At 61.5% G+C, this 23544-nt stretch carries 23 protein-coding genes; 11 read left to right on the top strand and 12 right to left on the bottom strand.

Annotated features, from left to right (window positions below; translation table 11 throughout):
• Nucleotides 1-94 precede the first annotated feature (94 nt).
• From argC to P8A25_RS09685, 3 genes are read left to right on the top strand one after another with little or no spacing between them, the layout of a single operon-like run.
• Entirely contained in the window at nt 95-1138 is a 1044-nt protein-coding gene (gene argC / locus P8A25_RS09695) for an N-acetyl-gamma-glutamyl-phosphate reductase (protein WP_022396169.1), read from the top strand.
• A 32-nt stretch (nt 1139-1170) separates the two neighbouring features.
• Nucleotides 1171-2424, top strand: coding sequence for a bifunctional glutamate N-acetyltransferase/amino-acid acetyltransferase ArgJ (argJ, locus tag P8A25_RS09690; RefSeq protein WP_022396168.1), 1254 nt, complete (start codon nt 1171-1173; stop codon nt 2422-2424).
• Nucleotides 2425-2435: 11 nt separating this feature from the next.
• Nucleotides 2436-2939 (top strand): YkgJ family cysteine cluster protein, encoded by a 504-nt coding sequence (locus tag P8A25_RS09685; protein ID WP_215443126.1) that lies wholly within the window; start codon nt 2436-2438, stop codon nt 2937-2939.
• A 159-nt stretch (nt 2940-3098) separates the two neighbouring features.
• On the opposite strand, the gene P8A25_RS09680 is transcribed toward P8A25_RS09685, so the two are convergent.
• The 5 genes from P8A25_RS09680 to P8A25_RS09660 form a co-directional block, all read right to left on the bottom strand.
• Nucleotides 3099-4241: a tetratricopeptide repeat protein gene (locus P8A25_RS09680; protein ID WP_180971835.1), complete on the bottom strand. Its 1143-nt coding sequence runs from the start codon at nt 4239-4241 to the stop codon at nt 3099-3101.
• Nucleotides 4242-4372: 131 nt separating this feature from the next.
• Complete coding sequence (locus P8A25_RS09675) at nt 4373-5368, bottom strand: IdeS/Mac family cysteine endopeptidase (protein ID WP_215443124.1); 996 nt, start codon at nt 5366-5368, stop codon at nt 4373-4375.
• Nucleotides 5369-5444: 76 nt separating this feature from the next.
• Nucleotides 5445-7946, bottom strand: coding sequence for an excinuclease ABC subunit UvrA (gene uvrA / locus P8A25_RS09670; RefSeq protein ID WP_215443122.1), 2502 nt, complete (start codon nt 7944-7946; stop codon nt 5445-5447).
• A 1-nt stretch (nt 7947) separates the two neighbouring features.
• A complete protein-coding gene (locus P8A25_RS09665) occupies nt 7948-8586 on the bottom strand; it encodes a polymer-forming cytoskeletal protein (RefSeq protein WP_215443120.1) in 639 nt (212 codons plus the stop codon).
• Between the two features lie 72 nt (nt 8587-8658).
• On the bottom strand, nt 8659-9255 hold the full coding sequence (locus P8A25_RS09660) for a polymer-forming cytoskeletal protein (RefSeq protein ID WP_251827961.1): 597 nt from the start codon (nt 9253-9255) through the stop codon (nt 8659-8661).
• A gap of 211 nt (nt 9256-9466) precedes the next feature.
• Between P8A25_RS09660 and P8A25_RS09655 the strand changes: the two genes are divergently transcribed.
• Nucleotides 9467-10480 (top strand): hypothetical protein, encoded by a 1014-nt coding sequence (locus P8A25_RS09655; RefSeq protein ID WP_022396161.1) that lies wholly within the window; start codon nt 9467-9469, stop codon nt 10478-10480.
• A gap of 76 nt (nt 10481-10556) precedes the next feature.
• Here the strand turns inward: P8A25_RS09655 and P8A25_RS09650 are convergent, their stop codons facing one another.
• Nucleotides 10557-11006: a hypothetical protein gene (locus P8A25_RS09650; protein ID WP_215458360.1), complete on the bottom strand. Its 450-nt coding sequence runs from the start codon at nt 11004-11006 to the stop codon at nt 10557-10559.
• Nucleotides 11007-11153: 147 nt separating this feature from the next.
• Between P8A25_RS09650 and hisA the strand changes: the two genes are divergently transcribed.
• The 6 genes from hisA to P8A25_RS09620 all read left to right on the top strand — a co-directional run bounded on the left by hisA (nt 11154) and on the right by P8A25_RS09620 (nt 15879).
• Nucleotides 11154-11945, top strand: a complete 792-nt coding sequence (gene hisA / locus P8A25_RS09645) for a phosphoribosylformimino-5-aminoimidazole carboxamide ribotide isomerase (RefSeq protein ID WP_215442167.1) — start codon at nt 11154-11156, stop codon at nt 11943-11945.
• Nucleotides 11942-12232 carry a DUF167 domain-containing protein gene (locus tag P8A25_RS09640; RefSeq protein WP_022396158.1) on the top strand — a complete coding sequence of 97 codons (291 nt, stop codon included), beginning with the start codon at nt 11942-11944 and terminating at the stop codon, nt 12230-12232. The genes hisA and P8A25_RS09640 overlap by 4 nt, the downstream gene beginning before the upstream one ends.
• Before the next feature lie 135 nt (nt 12233-12367).
• Nucleotides 12368-12922: a nucleotide exchange factor GrpE gene (locus P8A25_RS09635; protein WP_022396157.1), complete on the top strand. Its 555-nt coding sequence runs from the start codon at nt 12368-12370 to the stop codon at nt 12920-12922.
• A gap of 24 nt (nt 12923-12946) precedes the next feature.
• Nucleotides 12947-14104, top strand: coding sequence for a molecular chaperone DnaJ (dnaJ, locus tag P8A25_RS09630; RefSeq protein WP_102730601.1), 1158 nt, complete (start codon nt 12947-12949; stop codon nt 14102-14104).
• Nucleotides 14105-14126: 22 nt separating this feature from the next.
• Nucleotides 14127-14864: a 16S rRNA (uracil(1498)-N(3))-methyltransferase gene (locus tag P8A25_RS09625; RefSeq protein WP_215442168.1), complete on the top strand. Its 738-nt coding sequence runs from the start codon at nt 14127-14129 to the stop codon at nt 14862-14864.
• Between the two features lie 22 nt (nt 14865-14886).
• Nucleotides 14887-15879 (top strand): HAD hydrolase-like protein, encoded by a 993-nt coding sequence (locus P8A25_RS09620; RefSeq protein ID WP_022396154.1) that lies wholly within the window; start codon nt 14887-14889, stop codon nt 15877-15879.
• A gap of 13 nt (nt 15880-15892) precedes the next feature.
• Here P8A25_RS09620 and P8A25_RS09615 read toward each other — a convergent pair whose 3' ends face one another.
• From P8A25_RS09615 to P8A25_RS09595, 5 genes are all read right to left on the bottom strand, one after another.
• Entirely contained in the window at nt 15893-17683 is a 1791-nt protein-coding gene (locus tag P8A25_RS09615) for a hypothetical protein (protein WP_215442169.1), read from the bottom strand.
• 102 nt (nt 17684-17785) lie between these two features.
• On the bottom strand, nt 17786-18706 hold the full coding sequence (locus P8A25_RS09610) for a squalene/phytoene synthase family protein (protein WP_022396152.1): 921 nt from the start codon (nt 18704-18706) through the stop codon (nt 17786-17788).
• Between the two features lie 39 nt (nt 18707-18745).
• On the bottom strand, nt 18746-20029 hold the full coding sequence (gene lepB / locus P8A25_RS09605) for a signal peptidase I (protein WP_022396151.1): 1284 nt from the start codon (nt 20027-20029) through the stop codon (nt 18746-18748).
• Nucleotides 20030-20084: 55 nt separating this feature from the next.
• A complete protein-coding gene (locus tag P8A25_RS09600; RefSeq protein WP_102728884.1) occupies nt 20085-21461 on the bottom strand; it encodes an FAD-binding oxidoreductase in 1377 nt (458 codons plus the stop codon).
• 3 nt (nt 21462-21464) lie between these two features.
• Nucleotides 21465-22049, bottom strand: a complete 585-nt coding sequence (locus tag P8A25_RS09595; RefSeq protein ID WP_022396149.1) for a DOMON-like domain-containing protein — start codon at nt 22047-22049, stop codon at nt 21465-21467.
• A 92-nt stretch (nt 22050-22141) separates the two neighbouring features.
• Here P8A25_RS09595 and P8A25_RS09590 point away from each other — a divergent pair, with 92 nt between their 5' ends.
• The gene (locus tag P8A25_RS09590) at nt 22142-22795 is read left to right on the top strand and encodes an alpha/beta hydrolase (protein ID WP_146021172.1); all 654 of its coding nucleotides are present in this window, start codon (nt 22142-22144) and stop codon (nt 22793-22795) included.
• Between the two features lie 20 nt (nt 22796-22815).
• Here P8A25_RS09590 and P8A25_RS09585 read toward each other — a convergent pair whose 3' ends face one another.
• Complete coding sequence (locus P8A25_RS09585) at nt 22816-23538, bottom strand: EpsI family protein (RefSeq protein ID WP_102728882.1); 723 nt, start codon at nt 23536-23538, stop codon at nt 22816-22818.
• Nucleotides 23539-23544: the final 6 nt, after the last annotated feature.

The raw sequence follows: 23544 nt of genomic DNA, 5'->3' as shown, positions 1-23544 counted from the left end.
GGACCGACCGGGGCCGTGTCTTGCGACGGCGAGGTGTATATAGGAAAACTTTAGTGTTGGCAAGAGTCTTTTTTCATAGCATATCTTTTTTGTCATGAAGCAAGTTCAAGTTGCAGTCGTCGGGGCCAGTGGCTACACCGGACAGGAGTTGTTGCGCATCCTGTTGAATCACCGCGGAGTGAAGCTGGTGTGCGCTACCTCCCGCCAGTATGCCGGACAGCCGTTGTGGGAGGTGTTTCCCCGTTTCCGGCAGGTTCCGGGTTCCGACCTGAAGTTTACGGATTCCGATGTGGACGCGATTGCCGCCACGGGCGCGGAGGTGGCTTTCCTGGCGCTGCCGCATGGCGTGGCCGCTTCCTATGCCCGCGGCCTGGTGGACCGCGGCGTGCGCGTGATTGACCTGAGCGCGGATTTCCGCCTGGACAGCCCGGAAGTGTACGAGGAGTATTACGGCAACGCCCATCCGGATACGGCCCTGATGCAGGAGGCCGTGTATGGCCTTCCGGAGTGGCGCAGGGAGGAGATTGCCCGGGCGCGCATCGTAGCTTCCCCCGGCTGCTATCCCACCAGCATCCTTCTTCCCCTGATTCCCCTGTTCAAGGCCGGCATTCTGGAGCCGGAGGACGTCGTGGTCTGCTCCGGCAGCGGCGTGAGCGGCGCAGGGCGCAAGGCGTCCATTCCCCTGCTGTTCTGCGAGTGCAATGAGAGTTTCCATGCTTACGGCGTGCCGAAGCACCGCCATTTGAGCGAGATTGAGCAGGAGCTTTCCCATGCCGCCGGGAAGACGGTGGTGATGTCCTTTACCCCCCATTTGATTCCCGTGAATACGGGCATTTGCTCCACCATTACGGCCAGGGTGAAGAAGGGAGCGGATCCCGAGTCCGTCGGCCGCCTGTTGGAAGAAGCTTATGCGGCGGCTCCGTTCGTGCGCCTTCTGGGCCGCAACCAGCCTGCGGATACCAAGAATGTGACGCGGACGAATTGCGTGGACATCGGCTGGGCCTATGATCCCCGGACGAACCGCGTGATTCTGATGAGCGCGGAGGATAATGTGGTGAAAGGCGCGGGCGGCCAGGCCGTCCAGTCCTTCAATATCATGTGCGGGTTCGATGAAACGGAAGGCTTGTGGGTCCTGTAGTTTTTTGATACGCTGGAAGGCACTTCAAGACGATGAATGATTCATCCTATATTCCGGTTGACGGGGGCGTTTGCGCGCCTCAGGGCTTTGTGGGGAGCGCCGTAAGCTGCGGCATCAAGAAGCCTACGGCCACGCGCCTGGACCTGGCCCTGATTTATTCCACGGAACCCTGCGTTTCCGCAGGCACGTTCACGACCAACCGAGTGCAGGCCGCCTGCGTGAAGGTGAGCCGGGAGCACCTCCGGAAGGGGAATATCCGCGCCATCGTGGCGAACAGCGGGAATGCGAACGCGTGTACCGGAGCCCAGGGTGTGGAAGACGCCAGGGGCGAGTGCAGGAGCGTTGCGGAACTTCTTGGGCTGAAGCCTGCGGAAGTGGCCGTGTGCTCCACCGGCGTGATCGGCCTGCCGATGCCCATGATGCGCATTTACCCGAAGTTCCCGGAATTGGCGGAAGGCCTTTCCCGCGACAAGGGGCACGAGGTGGCCCAGGCCGTGATGACCAGCGATACGAAGGAGAAGATCATTGCCATTGAGTTCATGGTGCAGGGCAGGCCCGTGCGCATCGGCGCGTGCTGCAAGGGCGCGGGCATGATCAATCCCTGCATGGCTACCATGCTGTGCTTTATTACGACGGACGCGGGCATTTCCCGCGACGTGCTGGAGCTGTGCGTGCAGTCCGGCGTGAAAAGTTCCTTCAATTGCATCACCATCGACGGCGACATGAGCACGAACGACACGGTGCTGGTGATGGCGAATGGCGCTTCCGGCGTGAAGCTGGAATCCCCGGAAGATATTTACGCGTTCCAGCAGGCTCTGGCCCATGTGATGCTGGAGCTGGCCAAGCATATCGTGCAGGACGGCGAACGCGTGACCAAGTTTGTGACCGTGCATGTGACCGGAGGCCGTACGGAGGATGAAGCGAAGAAGGCGGCGGAAGCCGTCGCCAAGTCATCCCTGGTGAAGAGTTCCTGGAACGGGAACGATCCCAACTGGGGGCGCATTATCCATGCCGTGGGCTATTGCGGCGCGAAGGTGGATGAAGAGAAGATCGACATCGACATCGCCGGATTGGCCGCCTGCCGCGGCGGCATGCAGGCGGATACTCCGTCGGACGATTTGCGGCAGGCCGTGCAGGTTTCCGCATTCCAGGTGGATATCAATTTGAACCGGGGCGAGTTTTCCCATACGGTGTACACCACGGATTTGTCTCCGGAGTATGTGGACTTCAACCGTTCCGAGTACGCGTATTGGAACCAGGCGAAGGCCGATGGCCTGACGCATTAACCGCCGCAGTCATGGCACCGGGAAAGTGCCGTCATGGAAGAGCGGAGGGAGCTGTTCCCTCCGCTGAAATGCTGATGGAAGTACGGCGCCTTCTGGATGAAGGCGCTCTCCGGGCTTCCCGGGCGCAGCGTTCCTGCACGGGCGTGGCGGACTGCTGCCGGTTCCGGCTGACAGGAGAGACGCCGCATGTGACGCTGGGGGAGGCGTGGATGGCCTGGAAGGTGTGGCGCGCCGCCGGACGCACGCGCGTGGAGCTGCCGCCGGACGGAAGCTGCCCATTTCTGAACGGGCAGGGGAAGTGCATGATTTACCAGGGAAGGCCGCTGGCGTGCCGCACTCATTTCTGCATGTCTGCGGGTGGGGCCTTGCCCCGGCGGGAAGTGATCGATCTGATTCGCGCTCTTGAGGATATTGACGTCGTGCTGGGCGGCGATGGCGCAACACGGCTGCCGGAGGCGGTGGAAAGGTTGTCCCGGAAAGGCCCGGCGGACGGTGGGAGGAAGAGGCGGCGGTGATGGAATGCAGCGGCTTCTTGATGAAGGCCGGGGGCCTTCAATCCCAGGCGGACGTTTTTTCTTTAAGCCATGGGGATATGTTTTTTCCCTGCGTTTTTTGATGGCTGCTGCGCTGCGAAAAGGGATTCTCCGATTCTTGTAAAAAGAAGAAGCGTTTTTTCAGGCCTCCGCATCCGGTTTTTTCTCTTTTTCCTGCTTGGAGGCCAGGTGGCGCAGGGCGCTGGCGGCCTTTTTGTTGCCGTGCCTGACGGCTTTCTGGTACCATTCCGCCGCCTGTTCGTCATCCTGCGGAATGCCGTAGCCGTGGGCGTAGCAGTTGCCCACATTGAACATGGCTGTGGCGTTGCCCTGTTCCGCCGCCTTGAGATACCATTTCAAGGCTTCCTCCCGGTTGACGGGCGTTCCCTTGCCGTTCAGGTGGCACCACCCCAGGTTGAGCTGGGCCGTTGTATGGCCCTGTTCGGCGGCCTTGGTGTACCAGTGGACGGCTTTGGCCATGTCCACTTCCATGCCCCGGCCGTTGCCGTAGCACCAGCCCAGCGTGTATTGGGCCGTGATCTGGCCCTGGAGGGCTGATTTGTGGTACCATACCAGCGCCTTGTCGATATTCGGCTGCACGCCGAAACCGTTTTCATAACACCAGCCCAGGTTATACTGGGCCGTAGCGTGGTTCTGCATGGCGGCCTCCTCATACCAGTAGGCGGCTTTTTGCGGATTCCGCGGAGTGCCGCTTCCATTGCCGTAGCACCAGGCCAGGTTGTACTGGGCACGGGGATCCCCCTGTTCCGCGGCCTGCTTGTACCAGTACACGGCCTGTTCCCAGTTTTTCTGGCTGGCGCTGTTGGCGTAAATCCAGCCGAGGTTGAGCTGGGCTACCGCGTGACCCTGTTCCGCCGCTTTTTTGTACCAGGTGATGGCCTGGTTTTCGTCTTTTTCCACGCCCAGCCCGTTGATATAGCAGAATCCGAGGTCGAATTGCGCGGTGGGATGGCCTTGCTCGGCGGCTTTCCGGTACCAGTAAAAGGCTTTGTCATTGTCCTGCGGGGCGCCTATGCCGTTGGAGTAGGCCCAGCCAAGGTTGAGCTGGGCTGTCACGTGGCCCAGTTCCGCCGCCTGCTGGTAGCAGTAGAAGGCTTCCTGCTGGTTTTCCGCTACCCCCCGCCCCTGTTCATAACTGATCGCCAGTTGGAACAGTGCCTGGGCGTCTCCTTTCAGGGCTATCTGCTGAAGGGTTTCTATGTCGACGGAATAGGTCGAGACGGTGCTTTCCAGCTCGCCGTGGTTGTTGGAAGCGTCATTCATTTCACAGGTAACCGCACTGGAGAACATTGGAACAATTCATGCTCTTCTGAACTTATGCGTTTCCCGATTCTGCACATTTCCCCGGCAAGAATCAAGACCCGTTTTTGAGAGAGAAGGGAGTTCGGATGGTCTTACCGCAGGATGCGCCTGCGGCGGGACACGGTAAGGAATACGCCGCAGAGGGAGAGAATTCCAGTGCCGGGTTCCGGAATCCTGAGGCCTCCCAGCGGGGCGGTGAAGCTTTGAAGTTCGCCCAGCCGGGTGCCGGTCAGGCCTGTTTCACCGTAATTATAGCCGTACACGTTGTTTTCACCGTCCACGCTGGTCAGATAGATGTGTTTCTCATCGTCCACGATAACTTTCTGCCGGAACATTCCCAATGCATAGTCATCGGAATCCGTCAGGTAGATAATCAGGTTCCCGTCCGCGTCCATATCATAGCCCCACATGGTGATGGCGTGGCCGGTTCCGTACTCGCCGATGCTGAGCGTGGTTCCCCAGTTGTTGTTGATGCTGTTTTTCAAAACGCTGTAGATTCCGTCCCTGGTATCGCCCTCCCAGAAGGTGTAGGAGCTGAATAGCGGGGTGTTGTCCGGCGTTCCCCACTTGTCGTAGGTCACGGTCAGGTTCAGCTCTTTCCAGTAGCCTCCTTCGGAGGAGGGGTTGTCCCTGATCGTGGAGTCGGTCCCATAAAAGGCGGAGGGAAGCATTCCTCCGTTGAACCACCAGTTGTAAGCCTGTTCCACGGACCCTCCCTTGTCAGTCCAGCTCGTCGCCAGGGTTTGGTAAATGCGCAGCTGGCAGGCTTCCGGCATGTTGCCGTAAGTGGAGGATTTTCCGTTGGGGGTCGCAGGTGAGAGGTCGCTTCTGGTATTCTGCCACCATTGAAGAACGTTGGAGGCCGCCGCTGCCCAGCAGAGCTGGCTGTCTATGGGATTGTCCGGGCTGTAGTAGCCGGAAGGACGGTCTGTCATGGAACCGCTGCCCCACTTCCATTTGGTTTTCTTGTTGCAGTCATACCATCCGCCGGATTCGGAGACGTTTTCAAGGAATACGGGCGTGGCATGGAGTGTTTCAGGAAGAAGAAACAGCGCCAGCAGGGCTAGGGAAAAGGAACGGGGATTCATCGGAAAAGCAGAGAGGAATTCCCATATTGCTAGATAAAAGCCTGAAAAACGTCAAGATAATAATAATTATTCTTCCTTAACGGGCGAGAAGCCACGGCGCCGTGGGCGCTTCCGGCATGGCTGCTACGGCGGCGGGCGTTCCTTCCGCCACGATGTTTCCGCCATGTCTTCCGGCTCCGGGGCCCATGTCAACCAGGTAGTCCGCGGCGTTCAGCAGGTCCTTGTGGTGTTCCACGCAGAGGATGGTGTGCCCGGCGTCCCTCAGACGGAAAAGAGCCGTCAGAAGAAGGGCCACTTCATTGAAGTGGAGGCCGCTGGTAGGTTCGTCAAGAATGAAGAGGGCGCGCTTGCCGTCCTCCGCCAGTTTCCAGGCCGGGGCCTTGGCCAGCTCCGCGGCTATTTTGATGCGCTGGGATTCCCCGCCGGAGAGGGTGTCTGCCCGGCGGTTGAGGCTGAGGTATCCCAGGCCTACGTCCTGCATGCTTTTCAGGATAGCGGCGGCCCGGGGCAGGGAGGAGAAGAATTCCGCCGCTTCATCCACCGTCAGCGCCAGCGCCTGGGCGATGGATTTTCCCTTCCAGGTGACTTCCAGCGTTTCCCGGTTGTAGCACTGGCCCTGGCAGGCGTCGCAGGGCATCGTGACGTTGCCCAGAAAGTTCATGTCCACTTCAATCATGCCCGTGCCCAGGCACCGTTCGCAGCGCCCCCCGCGGATGTTGGGGGAGAAGCGCGCCGCCGTGTATCCCCTTTGCTTGGAAAGAGGGAGCTGGGCGTAAAGGGGGCGCAGGACCTGGAGCAGTCCGGTGGCTGTGGCCGGCGTGGAGCGCGGCGTCCTGCCGATGGGCGACTGGTCGATGACGACGAGGCGGTTGAAGTGTTCCGAACCCTGCACGCGGCGCGGAACGCCCTTTTTCCCGGGGATGTCCTGCCTGACCGCGGGAATGAGGCAGTCCCGGACAAGAGTGGATTTTCCGGAACCGGAGGGCCCGGAGATGCAGGTCAGCGTGCCTACCGGGATGTTCAGGGTGACGTTGTTGAGGTTGTGCTTGTCCGCCCCGGCCAGGACCAGATGCCCGGTGGGAACCGTCCTGTGTCCGGAGGCGGGCATGCTCCGTTTGCCGGAGAGCCATGCTCCGGTAGGGCTCTCGGCGTTTTCCAGAATTTCCGGAAGGGGACCTTGCGCCAGAATACGGCCGCCGTGGGTGCCGGAGCCGGGGCCCATGTCCACCAGATGGTCCGCCGCGTTCAGAATTTGTTCGTCGTGCTCCACCACCAGGACCGTGTTGCCTTGGTCCCGGAGCGTCCGGAGCGCGCGGAGCAGGCGGTCCGTATCGGCGGGGTGAAGTCCGGCAGTAGGTTCGTCCAGGATGTAAAGGACCCCGGAAAGACCGCCGCCCAGCTGGGAGGCCAGGCGCGCCCTTTGCAGTTCCCCGCCGGAAAGAGTGTTTGCCTGCCGGTCCAGGGAGAGGTAGGAAAGGCCCAGTTCGTTCAGGAAGCGCACGCGCTTGTTGATCTCCTTCATGAGCGGGTCCAGCGCCGCCGCCAGGGAGGCGGGCGTCTTCAGCCGTTCCAGCTCTCCGGCCATGTCTTCCAGCGGTAGAGCCGTCAGTTCCGCCAGGTTATAGGCGCGGTCCGGCGTGTGCATGGTGACGGCCAGCGCCAGGGGGGAGAGCCGCAGGCCGCCGCAGGCGGAGCATGGGCCTTTTTCCCGCTCATTCAGGCCGGAGCCCTGGCAGGAAGGGCACGCGCCCAGTGGAGAGTTGAAGGAGAAATGGCGGGGCGTAAGCTGGGGAAGCAGGAAGCCCGTTTCCGGGTTGCGGTAGCGGGTATGGAAGGCCTGGACGGTAGTTTCTTCCCCCGGCCTGGTGATGATGGCCCGCACCTCGTCCGGATTGATCCGGAGGGCCGTTTGGAGGGAGTCCGCCAGGCGGGAGGCCGTGTTTTCCCCGCGGACGATGATGCGGTCGATGACCAGGGCGGCATCCGGCGGGGGAGGAGCCGGGGAGCCTATTTCCTCAATATCCTGCATCTCCCCGTTCCAATAGACCCGCAGAAAGCCCTGGCGCTGGAAGTCGCCCAGAGTCGCCGCAGGGTCCTGGGCCAGCAGGGCTTCCGCCGGAGCGGCCAGGACCAGGCGCGTCTGTTCCGGCAGGGAGACGAGTTCCTCCGTAATCTGGTCCGGGCTTTTGCGCACCAGTTCCTTGCCCGTTTCCGGGTCATGGGGAGTGCCGGTAGCCGCATACAGGATGCGCAGGTAGTCCAGAATTTCCGTGATGCTCCCCAGCAGGGTGCGGGAACTCTGCTGCCTGGCGGATTGTTCCAGGCACAGGGCCGGGGGCAGTCCGGTGATGCTGTCCACCTCCGGCTTTTCCGGCTGTTCCATGCCCTGCCTGGCCCGTGCCGAAAGACAATCCAGGAAACGCCTGCGGGATTCGGAGAAAAGCGTGTCGAACGCCAGGGAGGATTTCCCGGAGCCGGAAGGGCCGCTGAACACGATCAGCTTGTTGGATGGAAGGTCCAGATCCAGGTTCCGGAGGTTGTGCTGGCGTGCGCCGCGGATGGAGATGGGAAGGTTCATGTCACGTAAGCCGGGTAAAGGAGCCCTGGTGCGCCCCCCCTTCCTCAATGATGAGGCGGCGCGCCGTGATGTCCCCCAGGAATTTGGCATGCCGGTGGATGGTAACGGTTTCATCCGCCGTGAGCGTTCCTTCCAGGGAACCCTGGATCCAGATGTTTTCCACCTGGATGGCTCCTATGACCAGCACCGTCGTCTTTTTTTCCACCACCAGCCTGCGGGCGGAGATGGAGCCGGAGATGTGCTGGTCCGTTTTGATCTTGCAGACGCCCCGGCACAGAAAATCGCCGGACGCCCTGCCGTATAAGACCAGGTCCCGGCATTCGATGTTCAGTCCCTTCAGGTCTGCATTGGCCTGCACGGTGACGCTTCCGCAGGTCTGCACCTTCGTTCTGTGCGTCCTGCTGTGCAGGATAACGTCGTCCAGCTTGATGTAGGCGGAGCAGTGCCCGCATCTGGCGGAAACGGCCGTGACGGGAACGGAAGTGTTTTTGCGGCAGGAAAAGCATTCTACCTCCCGGGTGGGCGCAGGCCTGCTTTCCGCGGCTGCCGGGAGCGTCCAGGGCGGGGCCGGAGCGGGACGCCTGATTTTCCCGGAAGGCGCGCTGCTGGTCCGTGGAACGGGATGGAAGGAGGGAGTCATGGAACAAAGAGGGCGGCAAAAGAACGATCCGTTCCTTTGACGCCCCTGAAAATGGCTGGTGGAAGGTTTTTCTTATTCCGCGTCAATGTCCAGCGTGCTCTGGCTGGTCGGGGCGGGGGCTTCCGGTTCCGGAGTGAAGGTATGAACGGGGGCCGCTTTCTTCGCGGCGGAGGCTCCGGCGGTGCCTACCGTGGGGGCGCCTACGGTGGAATGGCCGATGAAGATCGCGCCGCCTTCAATAGCCAGGGAGGCGGCCTGGATGTCGCCTACGAGTTCCGCGGTGCTTTTCAGTTCCACGCGGTCCGTAACCGTTACATTGCCGATGACCTTGCCGTGGATGATGACGGACTTGGTGTTGATTTCCGCGCGGATGACGGCATTCTGGCCTACGGAGAGCACCCCTTCGGAAGAAATGTCGCCTTCAACGGTGCCGTCAATCAGCAGGTCGTCGGAAAAACGCAGGGAGCCGACAACCTCCACGTCGGAGTTCAGCACGTTGCGGGTCAGTTGCTGGACGCGCGTAGTGGGGGCGTAGGAAGCGGGGGAGGGTACGGCTTCCGCAATCGGTTCGGGGGTGTCCTGGCTCTTGGCTACGTCCATCCAGCTGGGGGTGGATTCAGGATTCTTGTTGCCCTTGGGGGCGGGAACGGTGGTGAATGATCCAAACATGGCGTTAAAAAGAGGGAGGGGTGAAAGGTAAGGTGGGAGTTCTTGAAACTCGTCCGGTTTAATGTACATCACCCGCTTGTGGATGTGAAACAATTTTCTCCGGAAGGGATAAAAAAATGTGTCTGTTTTTTATCGTTGCGTTACCCTTGGCGTTCCGGTAGTGTTTGACCATCCTTCCGCAGTTGTTTTCTGTGGGTATTTCCGGTTTAAAATGAGTGATTTATCTGACAATAAACCGCCCCTTTCCCCTGCCGCGCGCAGGAGCGGCGGAAAAGCGGGCGGCGCGCTGGGGCGCATTCTTTCCGTCATCTTCTTCATGATGGCGCTGGGGCTGTTTTTCGGCGGCCTTTTTTTCTGGCTCCAGAAGCGCCAGGCATCCCGGGATTCAGGGGCCGCCGCGCGGATTTGCGCCACGCCGGAGATGCTGTCCGGGGAATTGCAGGCCACGCTGAAGGACAAGGTGGACTACAGTTTCTGGCCTCCCTGCCACATCCCCCCGATGGAGCGGCAGGACCTGCTGCGCAATTGCCTGGTGGAGGCGCAGAAATATTTGAGCGCTCCGGACGTGGTCCAGAAATCCTCCTTCGTGTGGAATTCCCTGCAATCGCTTCCTTTGATGGTCAGGCATTACGCCGTATCTCCGCCTGAGGTGATTGCCAGCAAGCCCGTGGGGCCTAAAAGTTTCGCCGTGCTTGAGGTGGAGGGGCATCCCTGCGCCCAGCTGCTGATAGGCTTTGAAAAGACGCCCGACATGGAATTCTGCTTTTTCAAGGATGGACAGGATGGCGCCTGGAAGCTGGACTGGCAGCAGTTCGCCCGCTACCAGCCGGTGAACTGGGAGGATTTTGTCCGTGGAAAAGGGGAGGACATCGCGGAATTCCGCGTGTGGATGATCCGGGACCGCATGTCGGAGAATAAGGACAACTACGCGTTCAAGCTGATCGCTCCCGGAATGAACGGGTCGGAGGAGCGCAGCATTGCGCGGCCCATGGTTTATGTTCCCAGAAAATCGGAAACGGGCAAGCGACTGTTTATGCTGTTTAAAATCAATGAGGAAATGGAGCATTCCCCATACCGGGTGCTGAACGCTAATGACGAGCTTGACATGCTCCGCGTGCGCGTCCTGCTTTCCCGCAGCAAGGAGCCCAACCGCAAGGGGGAATATTCCTTCACCCTGGTGAAGCTGCTCGGGGAAGGGTGGTACGGCCTTTCCTTCCCTGAATAAAGGAAAGGATGTGCCGGAAGGCGCGTTATTCCATGAGTGGCCTTTTTCCGTTCCGTATTTCCGCGGCGCGTGTTGTTTACCGGCGGTGGAAATGGGACGGCGGCCCGCCGTAGGGAGGCCTGGGGCGGCAGGGCCGGCAGTGGGGCCGCGGCGGCCCTGGCATTCCGCACCGCGGATGCGCGGCATGGCGCCCGCGGCAGACGCCCGCAGGCCAGAAGGGGCCGTGATAATGCGGCCTGGGATTCCAGGCGGGAACGTAGCAGCCGCGGTAGATGCCCCTGATGACGTAGATGGGCATGCCTGCGGGGGAATAGGCGTAAATGGGCCGGCCGCATGCGGAATAGCCCCAGATAGGGAATCCGGAGGAGTCATACAGGAGGCTGACTTGTCCTCCCGGGGCCATGCGCATTTCACCGTGCAGATGGATTCCGGCTTCCGCAATGGAAGGTGGGAAGGCCAGGAGGGCAAACAGGGCGCTCCCGGCGCAGTAGGAAAGGAGGTTGTTTTTGACGAGGTTGTTTTTCATCGGCTTCTTGAATGATGTTCAGGGGCGGTTATCCGGTAAAGCGGAGGCCCGGGACTGTTTTGTGTAATTTTCCGCGCCCGTTTTCCGGACGGCGCCGGAGGGTAATCCCTTCTTGACCTGCGGGGACGGGGCGGGCAAAGTGGCCGCGTGACGAGATTCAGACCATGCATTGATTTACATGACGGGCGCGTGAAGCAGATCGTGGGCGGTTCCCTGACGCAGGACGGCGCTTCCCTGCGCACCAATTTCGTCTCCGACCGCGGCGCGGCATGGTATGCGGATTTGTACCGCAGTGACGGCCTGCACGGCGGCCACGTGATCAAGCTGGGACCCGGCAACGACCTTGCGGCGCGGGAAGCCCTGGCGGCGTGGCCGGGCGGCCTCCAGGTAGGCGGCGGCATAACGCCGGGGAACGCGGAGGAATGGATTTCAGCCGGAGCCAGCCATGTGATCGTCACCTCCTGCCTGTTTGATGCGGAGGGGAAATTTCTGGAGGGGAAGCTCAAGGACCTTGTTTCCGCCGTGGGCGCGGAACGCCTGGTGCTGGATTTGAGCTGCCGCAGGGTTCCGGGCGGCTGGGCCGTGGCCATGAACCGGTGGCAGACCTTGACGGAGCTCCGGGTGACGGCGGAGACGCTGGACATGCTGGCGGAGCACTGCGCGGAGTTTCTTATCCATGCGGCGGACGTGGAAGGCCTCTGCACGGGCATTGACCGGGAACTGGTGGAGATGCTGGGAAGCTGGCGCCGCCTGCCCATGACCTATGCCGGCGGAATCAGCCGTATTCAGGATTTTGACGAGATAGACACCCTGAGCGGCGGCGCGATGGACGCCACGGCGGGGAGCGCCCTGGACCTGTTCGGGGGCGGCCTCATCAGGTACGCGGACCTGGTGGCGAGGCAAAGCGGGAAATCCGGGACGGAAAGGCGCAAGGCATGAAGCTGGCCCTGAAAGTCATTCCCAACGCGAAGAAGAGCGAAGCCGCGGGCTGGGAGGACGATCCCCGTGCCGGACGCGTGCTGAAGCTGCGCATTGCCGCGCCTCCCGTGGAGGGGAAGGCGAACAGGGCCGTCATCCTCTTCCTGTCCGCCTGGCTGGACGTTCCCCGGTCCGCCGTCAGCCTGCTGCGCGGAGAGTCAGCCCGGCTGAAAGTGGTGGAGCTGCCGGACGGCTGCGCGGAAAAGCTTGCCCGGCTGCTGCCTGCGGCAGGCGTTCCGGAAGCTTAGGGAGGCTGGCCGGAAAGCCGCCATTCCCTTTTCTGCATAGATGAGTTGCATCATGTTCCGGTCATCACGCGTCAAACGTCATCCATGTCTTAGCAGGCCGTTGACGCATTCGGTAAAAGTATCTACATTGTCCGCATGAGCAACGAAGAGAAAGAGAAGAACGCGGAAGCGGAAGAGCAGGAAGTTCTGGAACAGGCCCAGGACGCCCCCGCAGAGGAAAAAGGAGCGGAAGCTTCCCTGGAAGAGGAATTGCTTAAATGGAGGGATACCGCCATGCGCACCGCCGCGGAATACGACAATTACCGCAAGCGCATGGTGAAGGAAAAGGAAGAATGCGCCAAGTTTGCCAACCAGCGCCTGCTGGAAGAACTGCTGCCGGTGATTGATAATTTTGAAATGGGCATGGCGGCGGCCAGCGCGGACACCGCCTCCATGATTTACATCGGCATGAGCATGGTGAAGAAGCAGTTGGACGAATTTCTTTCCAGCAATGGCGTGAGCGCCATTGAACCGGTAGTGGGCAGCATGTTTGACCACGCCACGGAGGAAGCCCTCCAGCGCGAACCCTCCGACCAGCCTGAAGGCACCGTGCTCCGCGTCATCCGCAAGGGATACAAGCTGAAGGACAGGCTTCTGCGCCCGGCAAACGTCGTGGTGGCCGAGACTCCGGAACCCGAACCGCAAGTTTGACCGTTTTTTTAACATTCACGCCACATGGCTAAGAAAGATTATTACGAGATCCTGGGCGTTTCCAAGGACGCCACTGATGATGAGATCAAGAAGGCCTACCGCAAGCTGGCCTTGAAGTACCATCCGGACCGCAATCCGGACGATCCTTCCGCGGAAGAGAAGTTCAAGGAGCTGGGAGAGGCCTACGAGGTGCTTTCCGATGCGGACAAAAAGGCCGCTTACGACCGCTTCGGCCATGCCGCCTTTGAACAGGGCGGTCCTGCCGCAGGCGGCGGCTATGGCGGAGGCGGGTTCCAGGACCCGATGGATATTTTTGCCCAGATGTTTTCCGGAATGGGCGGTTTTGCGGACATGTTCGGCGGCGGTGGCCACGGCGGCCAGAAGAGATCCTCCAAGAGGCCCGGTTCCGATCTGCGCTATGACCTGGACATTACGCTGGAAGAAGCCGCGAAGGGCTGCACCAAGAAGCTGGAGATTGAGCGCCTGGTGACCTGCAAGGCCTGCCACGGCACCGGAGCCCGGGATGGAAAGGAAGCGTTCAAGACGTGTCCCACCTGCCAGGGGCGCGGCATCATCACCCAGCAGAGCGGCTTTTTCGTCCAGCAGTCCACCTGCCCCACCTGCCACGGCACCGGGGAAATCATCTCGGACCCGTGCCCCGTCTGCCGCGGGGAAGGGCGCGTGAGGGAGGATTCCCACATCACCATCCGCATTCCCGCAGGCGTGGCCACGGGCAGCCAGCTCCGCATCGCCGGGGAAGGGGATGCCGGGGTGCACGGCGGCCCCACCGGGGACCTGCACGTGTTTATTGACGTAAAACCTCACGATATTTTCCAGAGGGAAGGCAACGACCTGAGCTGCACGGTTCCGGTTCCGCTTTCCCTGGCCGTCTCCGGCGGCAGGCTGAAGGTTCCCACGCTGGAAGGCGCGGCCACCATCAAGCTGCCGGAAGGCACGCAGAACGGCATGATCTTCCGCCTGCGCGGCAAGGGCATGAAAGCCCTCCGCAGTTCGGACGTAGGGGACATGCTGGTGGAAGTGGAGGTGGAAATCCCCACCCAGCTCACCAAGGACCAGATGGATAAGCTGAACGCCTTTGCCTCCACGGTGGATGAGAAGCGCAACCAGCCGGCCTGCGTGGCGTTTGCCGACAAGGCGGCGCGTTACCTGAAGAACAAGTAAGATCCGTTTTTCCCTTTCACGCATGGCTCGCTTTTACCTCCCGGCTTCGGAATGGGCCGCTCCCTCCTGGGAGCTGCGCGGGGATGAGGCGCACCATGCCGCCAAGGTTCTGCGCCTGAAACAGGGTGATTCCTGCGTCGTCTTTGACGGTTGCGGCCGCGCCGCCCATGCCGTGGTGGCGGAACCTCCGCGCAGTTCCGGGGTGCTGCTGGCTCCGGGGGAGGAATGTCCTCCCGCTCCAGAATTGGCCCATCTGACGCTGTGCCAGGCGGTCCCCAAAGGAGCCAACATGGACCTCATCATTCAGAAATCCGTGGAACTGGGCGTTTCCGCCATCGTTCCGCTCCTGACGGACCGCACGATCGTGCGCCTGAACGCGCGGGAGGCGGAGGCCAAGAGGCAGAAGTGGCAGCGCATCGCCCTGGAGGCCTGCAAGCAGTGCGGCCAGAACACGCTTCCCAAGGTTGCGGCTCCCGTTCCCTTTGCGGAATGGCTGCGCCGCGGAGCGCTGGAAGGGCTGAACGTGATCGCCTCCCTGGTGCCCGGCGTGCGCCCGGTCAGGGACGTGCTGGAGGAAGCCCGCTCCCGCTCCGTGCGGAGTGCTGCCCTGCTGGTGGGGCCGGAGGGCGACTTTACGGACCAGGAGACGGCCATGGCGCTGGAGGCCGGATTCTCTCCCGTTACGCTTGGCCCCATCGTCCTCCGGGTGGAGACGGCCGCCTTCTTCGGGCTGGCCGCCATGCGGTACGCCCTGGACTGAGTTTTTCCCGATACGCATTCCCATGTTCAAGAATCTCATTTTCGACTGGTCCGGCACCCTGGTGGATGACCTGGCCCTGACGCTGGACGCGTCCAATTACGTTTTTTCCCAGTACGGAAAACCCTGCATGGACAGGGATGAATTCCGCGCGGAATTCCAGCTTCCCTATCCGGACTATTATGCCCGCGTGCTGCCCCAGGCGGATTTGAATGAACTGGAAGACCATTTCCGGTACGCCTTCCGCGTTTCCAACGCGCCGGTGGAGGTGCTGCCGAACGCGCGGGAATTCCTGGAGTTCTGCCGCGCGCGCGGCGTGCGCTGCTTTATCCTCACCAGCGTGGACGCCAAGGAGTTCGACATCCAGTGCCGGGAGCTGGGCATGATGGAATATTTTGAAGCCATTCACGCGGGCATCCGCCATAAGGACGCCCATATCCACACCCTGCTGGCCCAGCACGGGCTGCATGCCCATGAAACCGCGTTCATCGGGGACATGCAGCATGACATAGAGACGGCCCACCATGCGGGCATCACGTCCATCGCCGTGCTGACCGGCTATAATGACGCTGCCCAGCTTTCCAAGGCCAGGCCGGACATCATCGTTCCGGACCTGCTTGTCCTGCGCACGCTGATGCGCCGCTATGCCCTGCCTTCAGATACGCAGGATTCCATCAACATCAACGGCCTGGAGCTGGATACCTTCATCGGCGTGCCGGAGGAGGAACGCGCCTCCATGCAGACCCTGAAGGCGGATATCACTTTTTATCCGGATGAAGCCCTCTCTGGCCTGAACGACGATTTTTCCAGGACCGTCTGTTATGATTCCATCGCCCGCGCCCTGAGGGCGGAAGCCATGGCGCGACCCCGCAAGCTGGTGGAAACGCTGGCGGAGGACATGGGAAAGGTTTGCCTGAAGGAGTTCGGCGCGCGTCACGTGATCGTCACCCTGCGCAAGTTCATCCTGCCGCGGACGGACAGCGTCTCCGTGACGGTGCATGTTTCACGGCACCGGTAAAAGGGGAGGCTCCCTACCGGATATCCACCGCCTTCTCCGCGGGAATGTTTTTCCCGTCTTTGGTGAAGGTGTTTTTCTCCGCCTTTACGTTGCCGGTATGGCGGGTGCGGATGGCGGTGCCGTTCCTGAGGTCAAACGTATTGCCGGTGATGGTGATGTTCTCGTGAACGTTTCCTTCCGGCTGGGGGGCGTGCGGAACGATCTGGATGACGGCCTCCCCGCATTGAATGAAGGTGTTGCGGGAGATGGCCATGTCCTTGACCACACCGGATTCATACCAGCCGGAGGCGTCATCCTCCACCAGAATGGCAGGCATGCCCGTCTTCTCAAACCGGCACCGTTCAATCAGCACCGGCTTCCTGGTGGTAAGCAGGAAGCCCCTGGTGGGAATGTGGCGGCAAACCGTGTTGCTGACGTGGACGGAGGGCGTCCAGGTGGTGTTCTCCACGGCGTCGTTGGGCTGGATGTTCCCGGGGTTGGGCTGCCGCAGCGTGAGTTCTATTTCCTTCTCATTGAGCTTTTTGATGCCGGAAACGGTATTGGAGGCGTAAGGAACCAGCGTCTTGCAGGAAACGTAGTCAATCCGGTCCCCCACCGCGAAGGCGTCAAAACCGAAGGTCTGGGGGTGCATGAACCGGACGGTGATTTTATTGGGTGCCGGCTGGTCCACAATGCGCAGGTGGGTGCCGTGCACGTTGATGGCGTCGTCATGGGAGGCTCCCAGCACGCAGTCCCTGACGATGATTTTCCCCCTGCATCCGGAAAAATGCAGGTTGTCCGCCCAGGAGGAATTGGTGCGCAGGGAGCCGGGGCGCGGCGCTATCTTCAAGTTATTGAACATGATATTCTCGCTGAACTGGGAAACCACGCCCATGCCGTGCATGTAGTAGATATGGCAGTTGTTCCAGACGATGTTCCTGCTCCTGTGCTGGAAAAATCCGCAGCAGTCCCGCCGCGTGTTGCGGTTCTGGTAGGATTGTCCCGCCCGCATGGTCGGGGCGCCTTCCTTGAACGTGATGCTGATTTTTCCGGGGGACAGTTCTTTAATGACTGTTTTTCCCGGGTCAAAGCGGCCCTGGAAGGTGCCGGAGGCGGCATCGAAGACCTTGGAATATCCTCCCATCCGGAATTCCCAGCCGGGGCCGCGCCAGGTCAGGGAGCCGTCCTTCACCGTATACAGGGTACCGTCCGGAATGGTCGCCTTCATAGTGTTTCCTTCAACTTCCGTCACCAGGAATTCCCCCATGGTAGGGTGCACGTAGTCAAAGCCCAGGCCGTTCAGGGAAACGTTTTCCGCGTGCTCCATGCAGACGAAAATGGCTTTTCCCTCCAGCAGGATGTCGGTGGCTCCCGGCTTGCCCTCCAGTCGTACGTTTTTGGCCTCCACCAGGCGGATGGCCATAGCCTTGGCCTCGTTGGGAGCGTCATTGGTGTTGGAAATCTGCGGCTTTCCGGTGACCAGGGCGCCGTGCTTGAAAACGTGCCTGCCGGGCATGAACCGGATAGTGACCGGGGCCTGTCTGGAGCCTTCCCCCATGAGCGCCAGAGAGGCCGCATGCTCTCCGGGCTGGATGACGAGCGTGTCCCCGCGCGACATGATGAGGCGGTTGGCCGGGGACATGCTCTTCCAGGCCGTGGAGGGGGAAGTTCCGGGGTTGCCGTCGTTTCCCTGGTCCGGGTCTATGTACCAGGTATGGTTCCCGGCGGATTGTGTGCGCTGCGCCCGTTCCGGGTAGTCCGCTGCCGCGCACAGCCCGGTTAGTGTTGTGAGAACAAGAAGCAGGGTGGCTGCGGGAGTTTGCATGCTGCACTCCTACAGGAACACGGCTTTCAGGACAAGCATAATGCCCGCAGGGCCGGAAGGAAAGGCCGTGGTTTTCTGCCCTGCGCGCCGGGAGAGCGGCCCTTACTTTTCATCCTTCCTGCCGGGGCGGGAAAGGAAGCCGACCAGCTTGTCATAGTACGCCTTGGACTTGTCGTAGTAGGACTGGGGGTCGATGTCCAGCTTGGTGCGGAACAGAAGCCAGAGCTTGTGGAAGGTGTTGACGCGGTAGCGGATGTCGAAGATGCGGAAGCCGCCCGCCTTCATTTTGTCCAGAATGGTGTGGTAGATGAGCGCCATGGCCTGGGCGGGAACGAGCGCCGCCCTATCCTCCGGGCTGAGGCGGTTGTATTCCTCCTCCGCCTCCGCGAAGAACTTTTCCGCCAGGTCCGCTTCATATTGCAGCAGTTCCTGAAGCTGGGGGGAATAGACTCTGCCGCGCAGGTCTTCCAGGGTGTAGCCGAAGCGGTCCATGTCCTCTCTGGGCAGGTAGATGCGGTTGGATTTGCCGCAGTCTTCCGCCACGTCACGGATGATGTTCACCATTTGCAGCGCGTGCCCCAGGGCGATGGCGTACGGGTAGGCGGCTTCCCCGGCGCCCATGATGCGGGCGGAGGTGAGGCCCACGCAGCAGGCCACGCAGTAAGTGTAATCCAGCAGTTCGTCACGGTTCAGGGGCTGTTGCTGGCAGATGTCCGAACGGCAGCCTTCAATCAGGTGCAGCATGGGGGTGGTGTCCAGCTCCAGGTCCTGGATGAGGGCGATGATGTCTTCTTCCAGCTCCGTCAGCTCCAGAACGTCTCCGCCGTTGATGACTTCTATCCAGCGGTTCAGGGCGTCGTGGCGTTCTCGGGGCGTCATTCCCGGTTCGTCCACGATGTCGTCCACCGTACGGCAGAAGGCGTAAAATTCCGCCATGTGGCGGCGTTCTTCTTCAGGAAGGTCAATGAGGGCGAAGGCCAGGTTGGACTTGGCCTTGCTTGTAATAGTCTGAGCTTGAGTCATGTCTTGACGGGGAAAGCGTGCCTGCGGAATGGCCGGGAATCAGGGGATAAGCCCCCAGTGGGAAGTGAAGGGCCACAGGCAGAAGCTGGCGGGGCCTACGATGTTGTATTGGTGAACGGGCCCCCAGTACCGGGAGTCAAAGGAATTTTCACGGGTGGAATTGTCGCCCAGGGCCACGTACTCACGCAGGTAGGGGCGTTTTTTATCATTGGAGAGGTGCACGGTTCCCCCTTCCGTGATGTAGGCCCTGCCGTCCAGCAGGCTGAGGGGGGCGGGAAGGGCCACATAGCCGCAGGGCTGGTAGGGGGGCTTGCCGGAAGCTACCCTCTGGATGGTCCATTCCGTGGCCGGTTTTCCGTTGACGATCAATTGGGAATCCCGGATGGACAGGGAATCTCCCGGTACGCCGGAGAGGCGTTTGACGTAGTGCGTTCCGCCTTCCTGCCCGGTGCTGCTTCCCTTGTTGGCGATGCCTTCAATGCCGCGCGTGTCAAAGACGAAGACTTCCCCGCGCTCCGGCTTGCGGAAGTGGTAGGCCATCTTGTTCACCACGATCAGGTCACCGGCGTCAAAGCGGGCGTTCACGATCGTATCCCCCGGCAGGTAGCTTCTGAACGGCGTGTGCCGTTCGGACTCGAAGCGCGGTTCCTGGTTGAGGAAGTAGCGGCGCGTCTCCGCCTCCGCCGCCGGAATTTCCAGCTTGGAGCCGTCGTCGAAAATCACGTTGGTTACCGTGAGCAGGAGGTATTTGGTAGCGGGCTCGAAGCGGACGATTTTCTTTTCCTTGGAGGCCGTTTCATGCACATAGGAGCCGCCGTACAGGATCATGTCCCCGATTTTCTTCATCAGGGTGGGGTCTCCCTCCTGGGGGACGGCGCGGATGCCGTTCAGGGAGGGCTGCATGGAGCCGGTCGGGATGCGGAAGGGCTGGACTACATAACAGCGCAGGCCCAGGAAAATGGCCAGAATCACGAACAGCACCTCCACGTTTTCCGCCAGTCCGGAGGGCAGCGCGCCGGGAATGGATTCCAGCGTGGATTCCAGTTTGGCAGTGATGGTTTCCACCTGCTGCCTGTCACCCCGGCGGAGGGCCGTTTTCAGCAGGTTGCGGTTTTCTTCAAACTCCGCCAGGCGCTCGGGCGGCAAAAGGTCGCGGTTGTAATTGACGTAGCGGCGCACCGCTTTCAGGGCCATGCGGCCTTTCCTGCGCCATTTGGGCGTAAACCAGGCCAGGGGATGGTCCAGAATAAACACCAGGATGGCATCTGCGACCGGGAAATGGTCGTAAAGGGCAGCTAGGATGGACTTGTGCGGGCTGTTCATGAAGTGCGGTTGCCATGATGCCCCGTCCGGGGGCATCATGGAAGTCTATTTTACGTTACGGGAGTCCCATTTTGCCCGGATTCAGCAAATTCCGGGGGTCCAGGGCGGATTTGACCAGTTCGTGCAGGTGGAAGGCTCCTTCTCCCACGGCTTCCCGGAACCATTTGGCCTTCGCCAGGCCGATGCCGTGTTCCCCGGTGATGGTGCCCCCGTGTTCCAGCACCCAGCGGAACAGCCTGTCCACGCAGGCGTCCGCCAGGGCTTTCTTCTCCGGGTCCGCGTAATCGTCCACCATGATGTTGGTGTGAATGTTGCCGTCTCCGGAATGGCCGAAGCATGCGATGTCCAGCCCCGTTTCCCGGTTCATGGCCTCGCAGAATTCCACCAGGTCCACCAGGCGGGACCTGGGGATGACGATGTCTTCATTCAGCTTGGTCATGCCGGTGGCTTTCAGGCTGTAGGAAAATTCACGCCGCAGCTGCCAAATGGCTTCCGCCTTCTCTTCCGTGTCCGCGCGCAGGATGTCGGTTGCGCCGCATTCTTCCAGCAAGGCGCAGAGGGAATCCAGTTCTTCCCGCACGGCGGCCTGCCTGCCGTCCACTTCCACAATCAGGTGGCCGCGGCTGCCGGAGGGCAGGGCGCTGTCCCCCAGGTAGGCCCGCGCGGCGCGAAGGGTGAAGCTGTCCGTTATTTCCAGGGCGGAGGGAAGGTGCCCGCTGTTCAGGATGCGCTGCACGGCGGCGGCGGCCAGCGGGAACTGAGGGAAGCTGGCGCTGAGCGCGCCGAAGGCTTCCGGATGGGGGATGATCCGCAGAATGGCCCGGGTGACGATGCCCAGCATCCCTTCCGAACCGATGAAGAGGTCCCCGAGGTCGAAGCCCGTTTTGTTCTTGTGGGTGCGCCCTCCGCATTCCACCACTTCCCCGCTAGCAAGCACTACGGTCAGGCCCAGCACGTAGGCCTTGGTGACTCCGTATTTCAGGCACCTGGGGCCTCCTGCGTTCGTGGCGATGTTGCCTCCGATGCTGCATTCCTTCCTGGACGCCGGGTCCGGTGGGTAGAACCACCCCAGGGCGCGTACTTCCCGCTGGAGGTCCGCCGTGATGACGCCGGGTTCCACCACGGCCACGCCGTCTTCCGGGGAGATTTCCAGAATGCGGTTCATCCGTTCCAGGGAAAGGCTGATGCCTCCGCGCACGGGAACGCAGCCCCCTACGTATCCCACGCCGCCGCCGCGGGCCGTGACGGGAATGTTCATGGAGGAGGCGTAGCGCAGGAGCAGGGAGACGTCCTCCGTGCTCTCCGGGAAAACGACCGCCTCCGGGAGCACGGACGCGTACCATTTGTCCCCGGCGTGCGCGGCCAGCACATCCGGAGCCCCGGAGACCTTTTCAGGCCCCAGGATGCGGGAAATGTCTTCTTCCAAAGACATGGATTACTTGAGAATGGGGGTGCAGAAGCAGTCCGGGCGGTGGAAGTCCGGGTTGCCGGAAAGGTCGTCCGCCGTAGTCAGGAAAATCTGGTCCGGGGTGTCCAGGATGAACGTGGCGGCCAGCTTGCAGTCGCGTACGTCCACGCCGCGCAGTTCGTTCAGCGGAATGCGGGCCATGGCGCACCAGCCCTCGTCCGTCAGGATGCATTTGGTATCCACGGCCAGCGGGGCGGGAATGTCTTCATTGGCCCGGCGGGTGTCGGAAAAGGCGCAGGCCCACCACGCGCCGTTGGGCGCAAGGTTGAATTCCCAGTAATTGGTGCCGTCCCCGGCGGCCATGAACCATTCCGCCAGGTCGTACCGCCACAGCTCCGGCAGGAACTGGCCGGGCCGGGCGTCCGGATGGACGGTGGCTTCCTTGCTGCGGGAGGCCAGGAACCAGAGGTACTCGCCGTCCGTGGCGAAGGCGAACTCCGCGCTTGGCTCCACGTCGTAGCCGAACCAGTCGTTGACGAGTTCCTGGCGGGGCAGGGAGGCAAGCTGGTCAAAGCTTCCGTTGAAGGCCCATTGGTGAATGATTACTTGCATACCATCACATTTGGACAGTTTGCAGGTTTTATCAAGCCAGAACGTCTTATGGACTTGGATATTGACGTGATTTCTCCATCATGGGCTCCGTCATGCATTTTCAAAGGACGCTGAACCTGCTTTCCCGCGGAAGCGCTCCCGGTTACCTGGCCGTGTTCATCGGCGGCTTCGGGGACGTGGTGGCGGGTTGCCTGAGCCGGGTGGAAAAGAGGTTTCCCGGTTTTTTGCCGGGAGTGGCGCATGCCACGGCCTATTACCACTGGGACGGGGGCGGCTGCGGCGTGTTCCTGGACAGGTGCGGAAAAATTGCGGCGGAGCTGGAAGAGCTGCGCCGGGAATGCCCCGGGCTGCCCATCGTGTTGATAGGGCACAGCTACGGAGGCTCCTGCGCGGTGGAAGTAGCCAGGCGCCAGTCTGTTCAGGCCGCTCCGCTCTGCCTCCTGACCATAGACGCCGTGGCGCGCCGGCAGAAAAACGCGCGCCCGGCCTGCGTGGAATGGTGGGGGAACGCCTACTTGCGGGACGGGGGCGGCTTCATGGACGTGGTGCCCAGGATCGGCGGCCGCTGGGGGCACTGCGCCGGGGCGGACGCCAACCTGGCTTTTTCCGGCTACCGGCGCGACCGGGAGGGCCGCCTTTATTCCCACCGGAGGCCCGCTCCCATGCTGTATGAAGCCCCCGCGGAAGAAACGTGCAGCCTTTTTCAGGCGGCCTCCGCATGGCTGGAAGGCCGTCTTCCGGGCTGACCGCCGCGGGGCGGGGAGCGCTACCGGTCCAGTTCGTCCCACTTCACCAGTTGGGAAAGAAGCTGGCTGATGAGGCGCTCCGTCTGTTTCCGGGCTTCCTCCTCCGGCACCTTGATCTTGTCCCCGTACGCGGTGGAAATCTGGAAGTAGCACCAGCGCTGGTCCACGCCGTACAGCACCCTGTCCTTCATATCCGTCAGGGTACGGGCCAGGTGGTCCTCCGTCATGTGGCGGTGGCCGATGAACACGTAATAGTGCATGCTGTCCAGAATGATGGGCTGCGGCTGGTCCGGAGTGATGTTCTGCTGGGATTTCAGCTTGGTCATCCTGATAATTCCGTGGCCTTCCACGGGCACCTCCACCTTGGTTCCCGTCAGGTTGAAATGACCCTGGGCCGGAAGGCAGCGTTCCGGGCGGTGGATGGAGTTGTTCAGGTCATGGCCGGATTTGACGATGGAGACGCGGCACAGCACGGGAGCGGTTTCCGGCGCGTCCAGGCTGATGGGGACTTCCTGCACGTAATCCGCCTTGGAGAATTCCGTGTCCGGAGCCAGGATGCCGCGCTCCTGTTCAGACTCCTGCCGGCGCGTGCCGTGCCAGCCGTCCGGATTCATGCCGGTGGGGAGGGCCATGCTGATGGACGAATCCTGCACCTCTCCCTTGCGCGGCATCAGGTAAATGCCGCCGAGCGTGACGGCCAGCAGGAGGGGAAGGGCGAAAATCTTGAGCGTTTTAATGTTCATGGCGGC

Origin of the sequence: Akkermansia sp. BCRC 18949, from assembly GCF_045011645.1 — a bacterium.
Taxonomy (GTDB): domain Bacteria; phylum Verrucomicrobiota; class Verrucomicrobiia; order Verrucomicrobiales; family Akkermansiaceae; genus Akkermansia; species Akkermansia massiliensis.
This window is presented reverse-complemented; position numbering and strand designations above follow the sequence as displayed.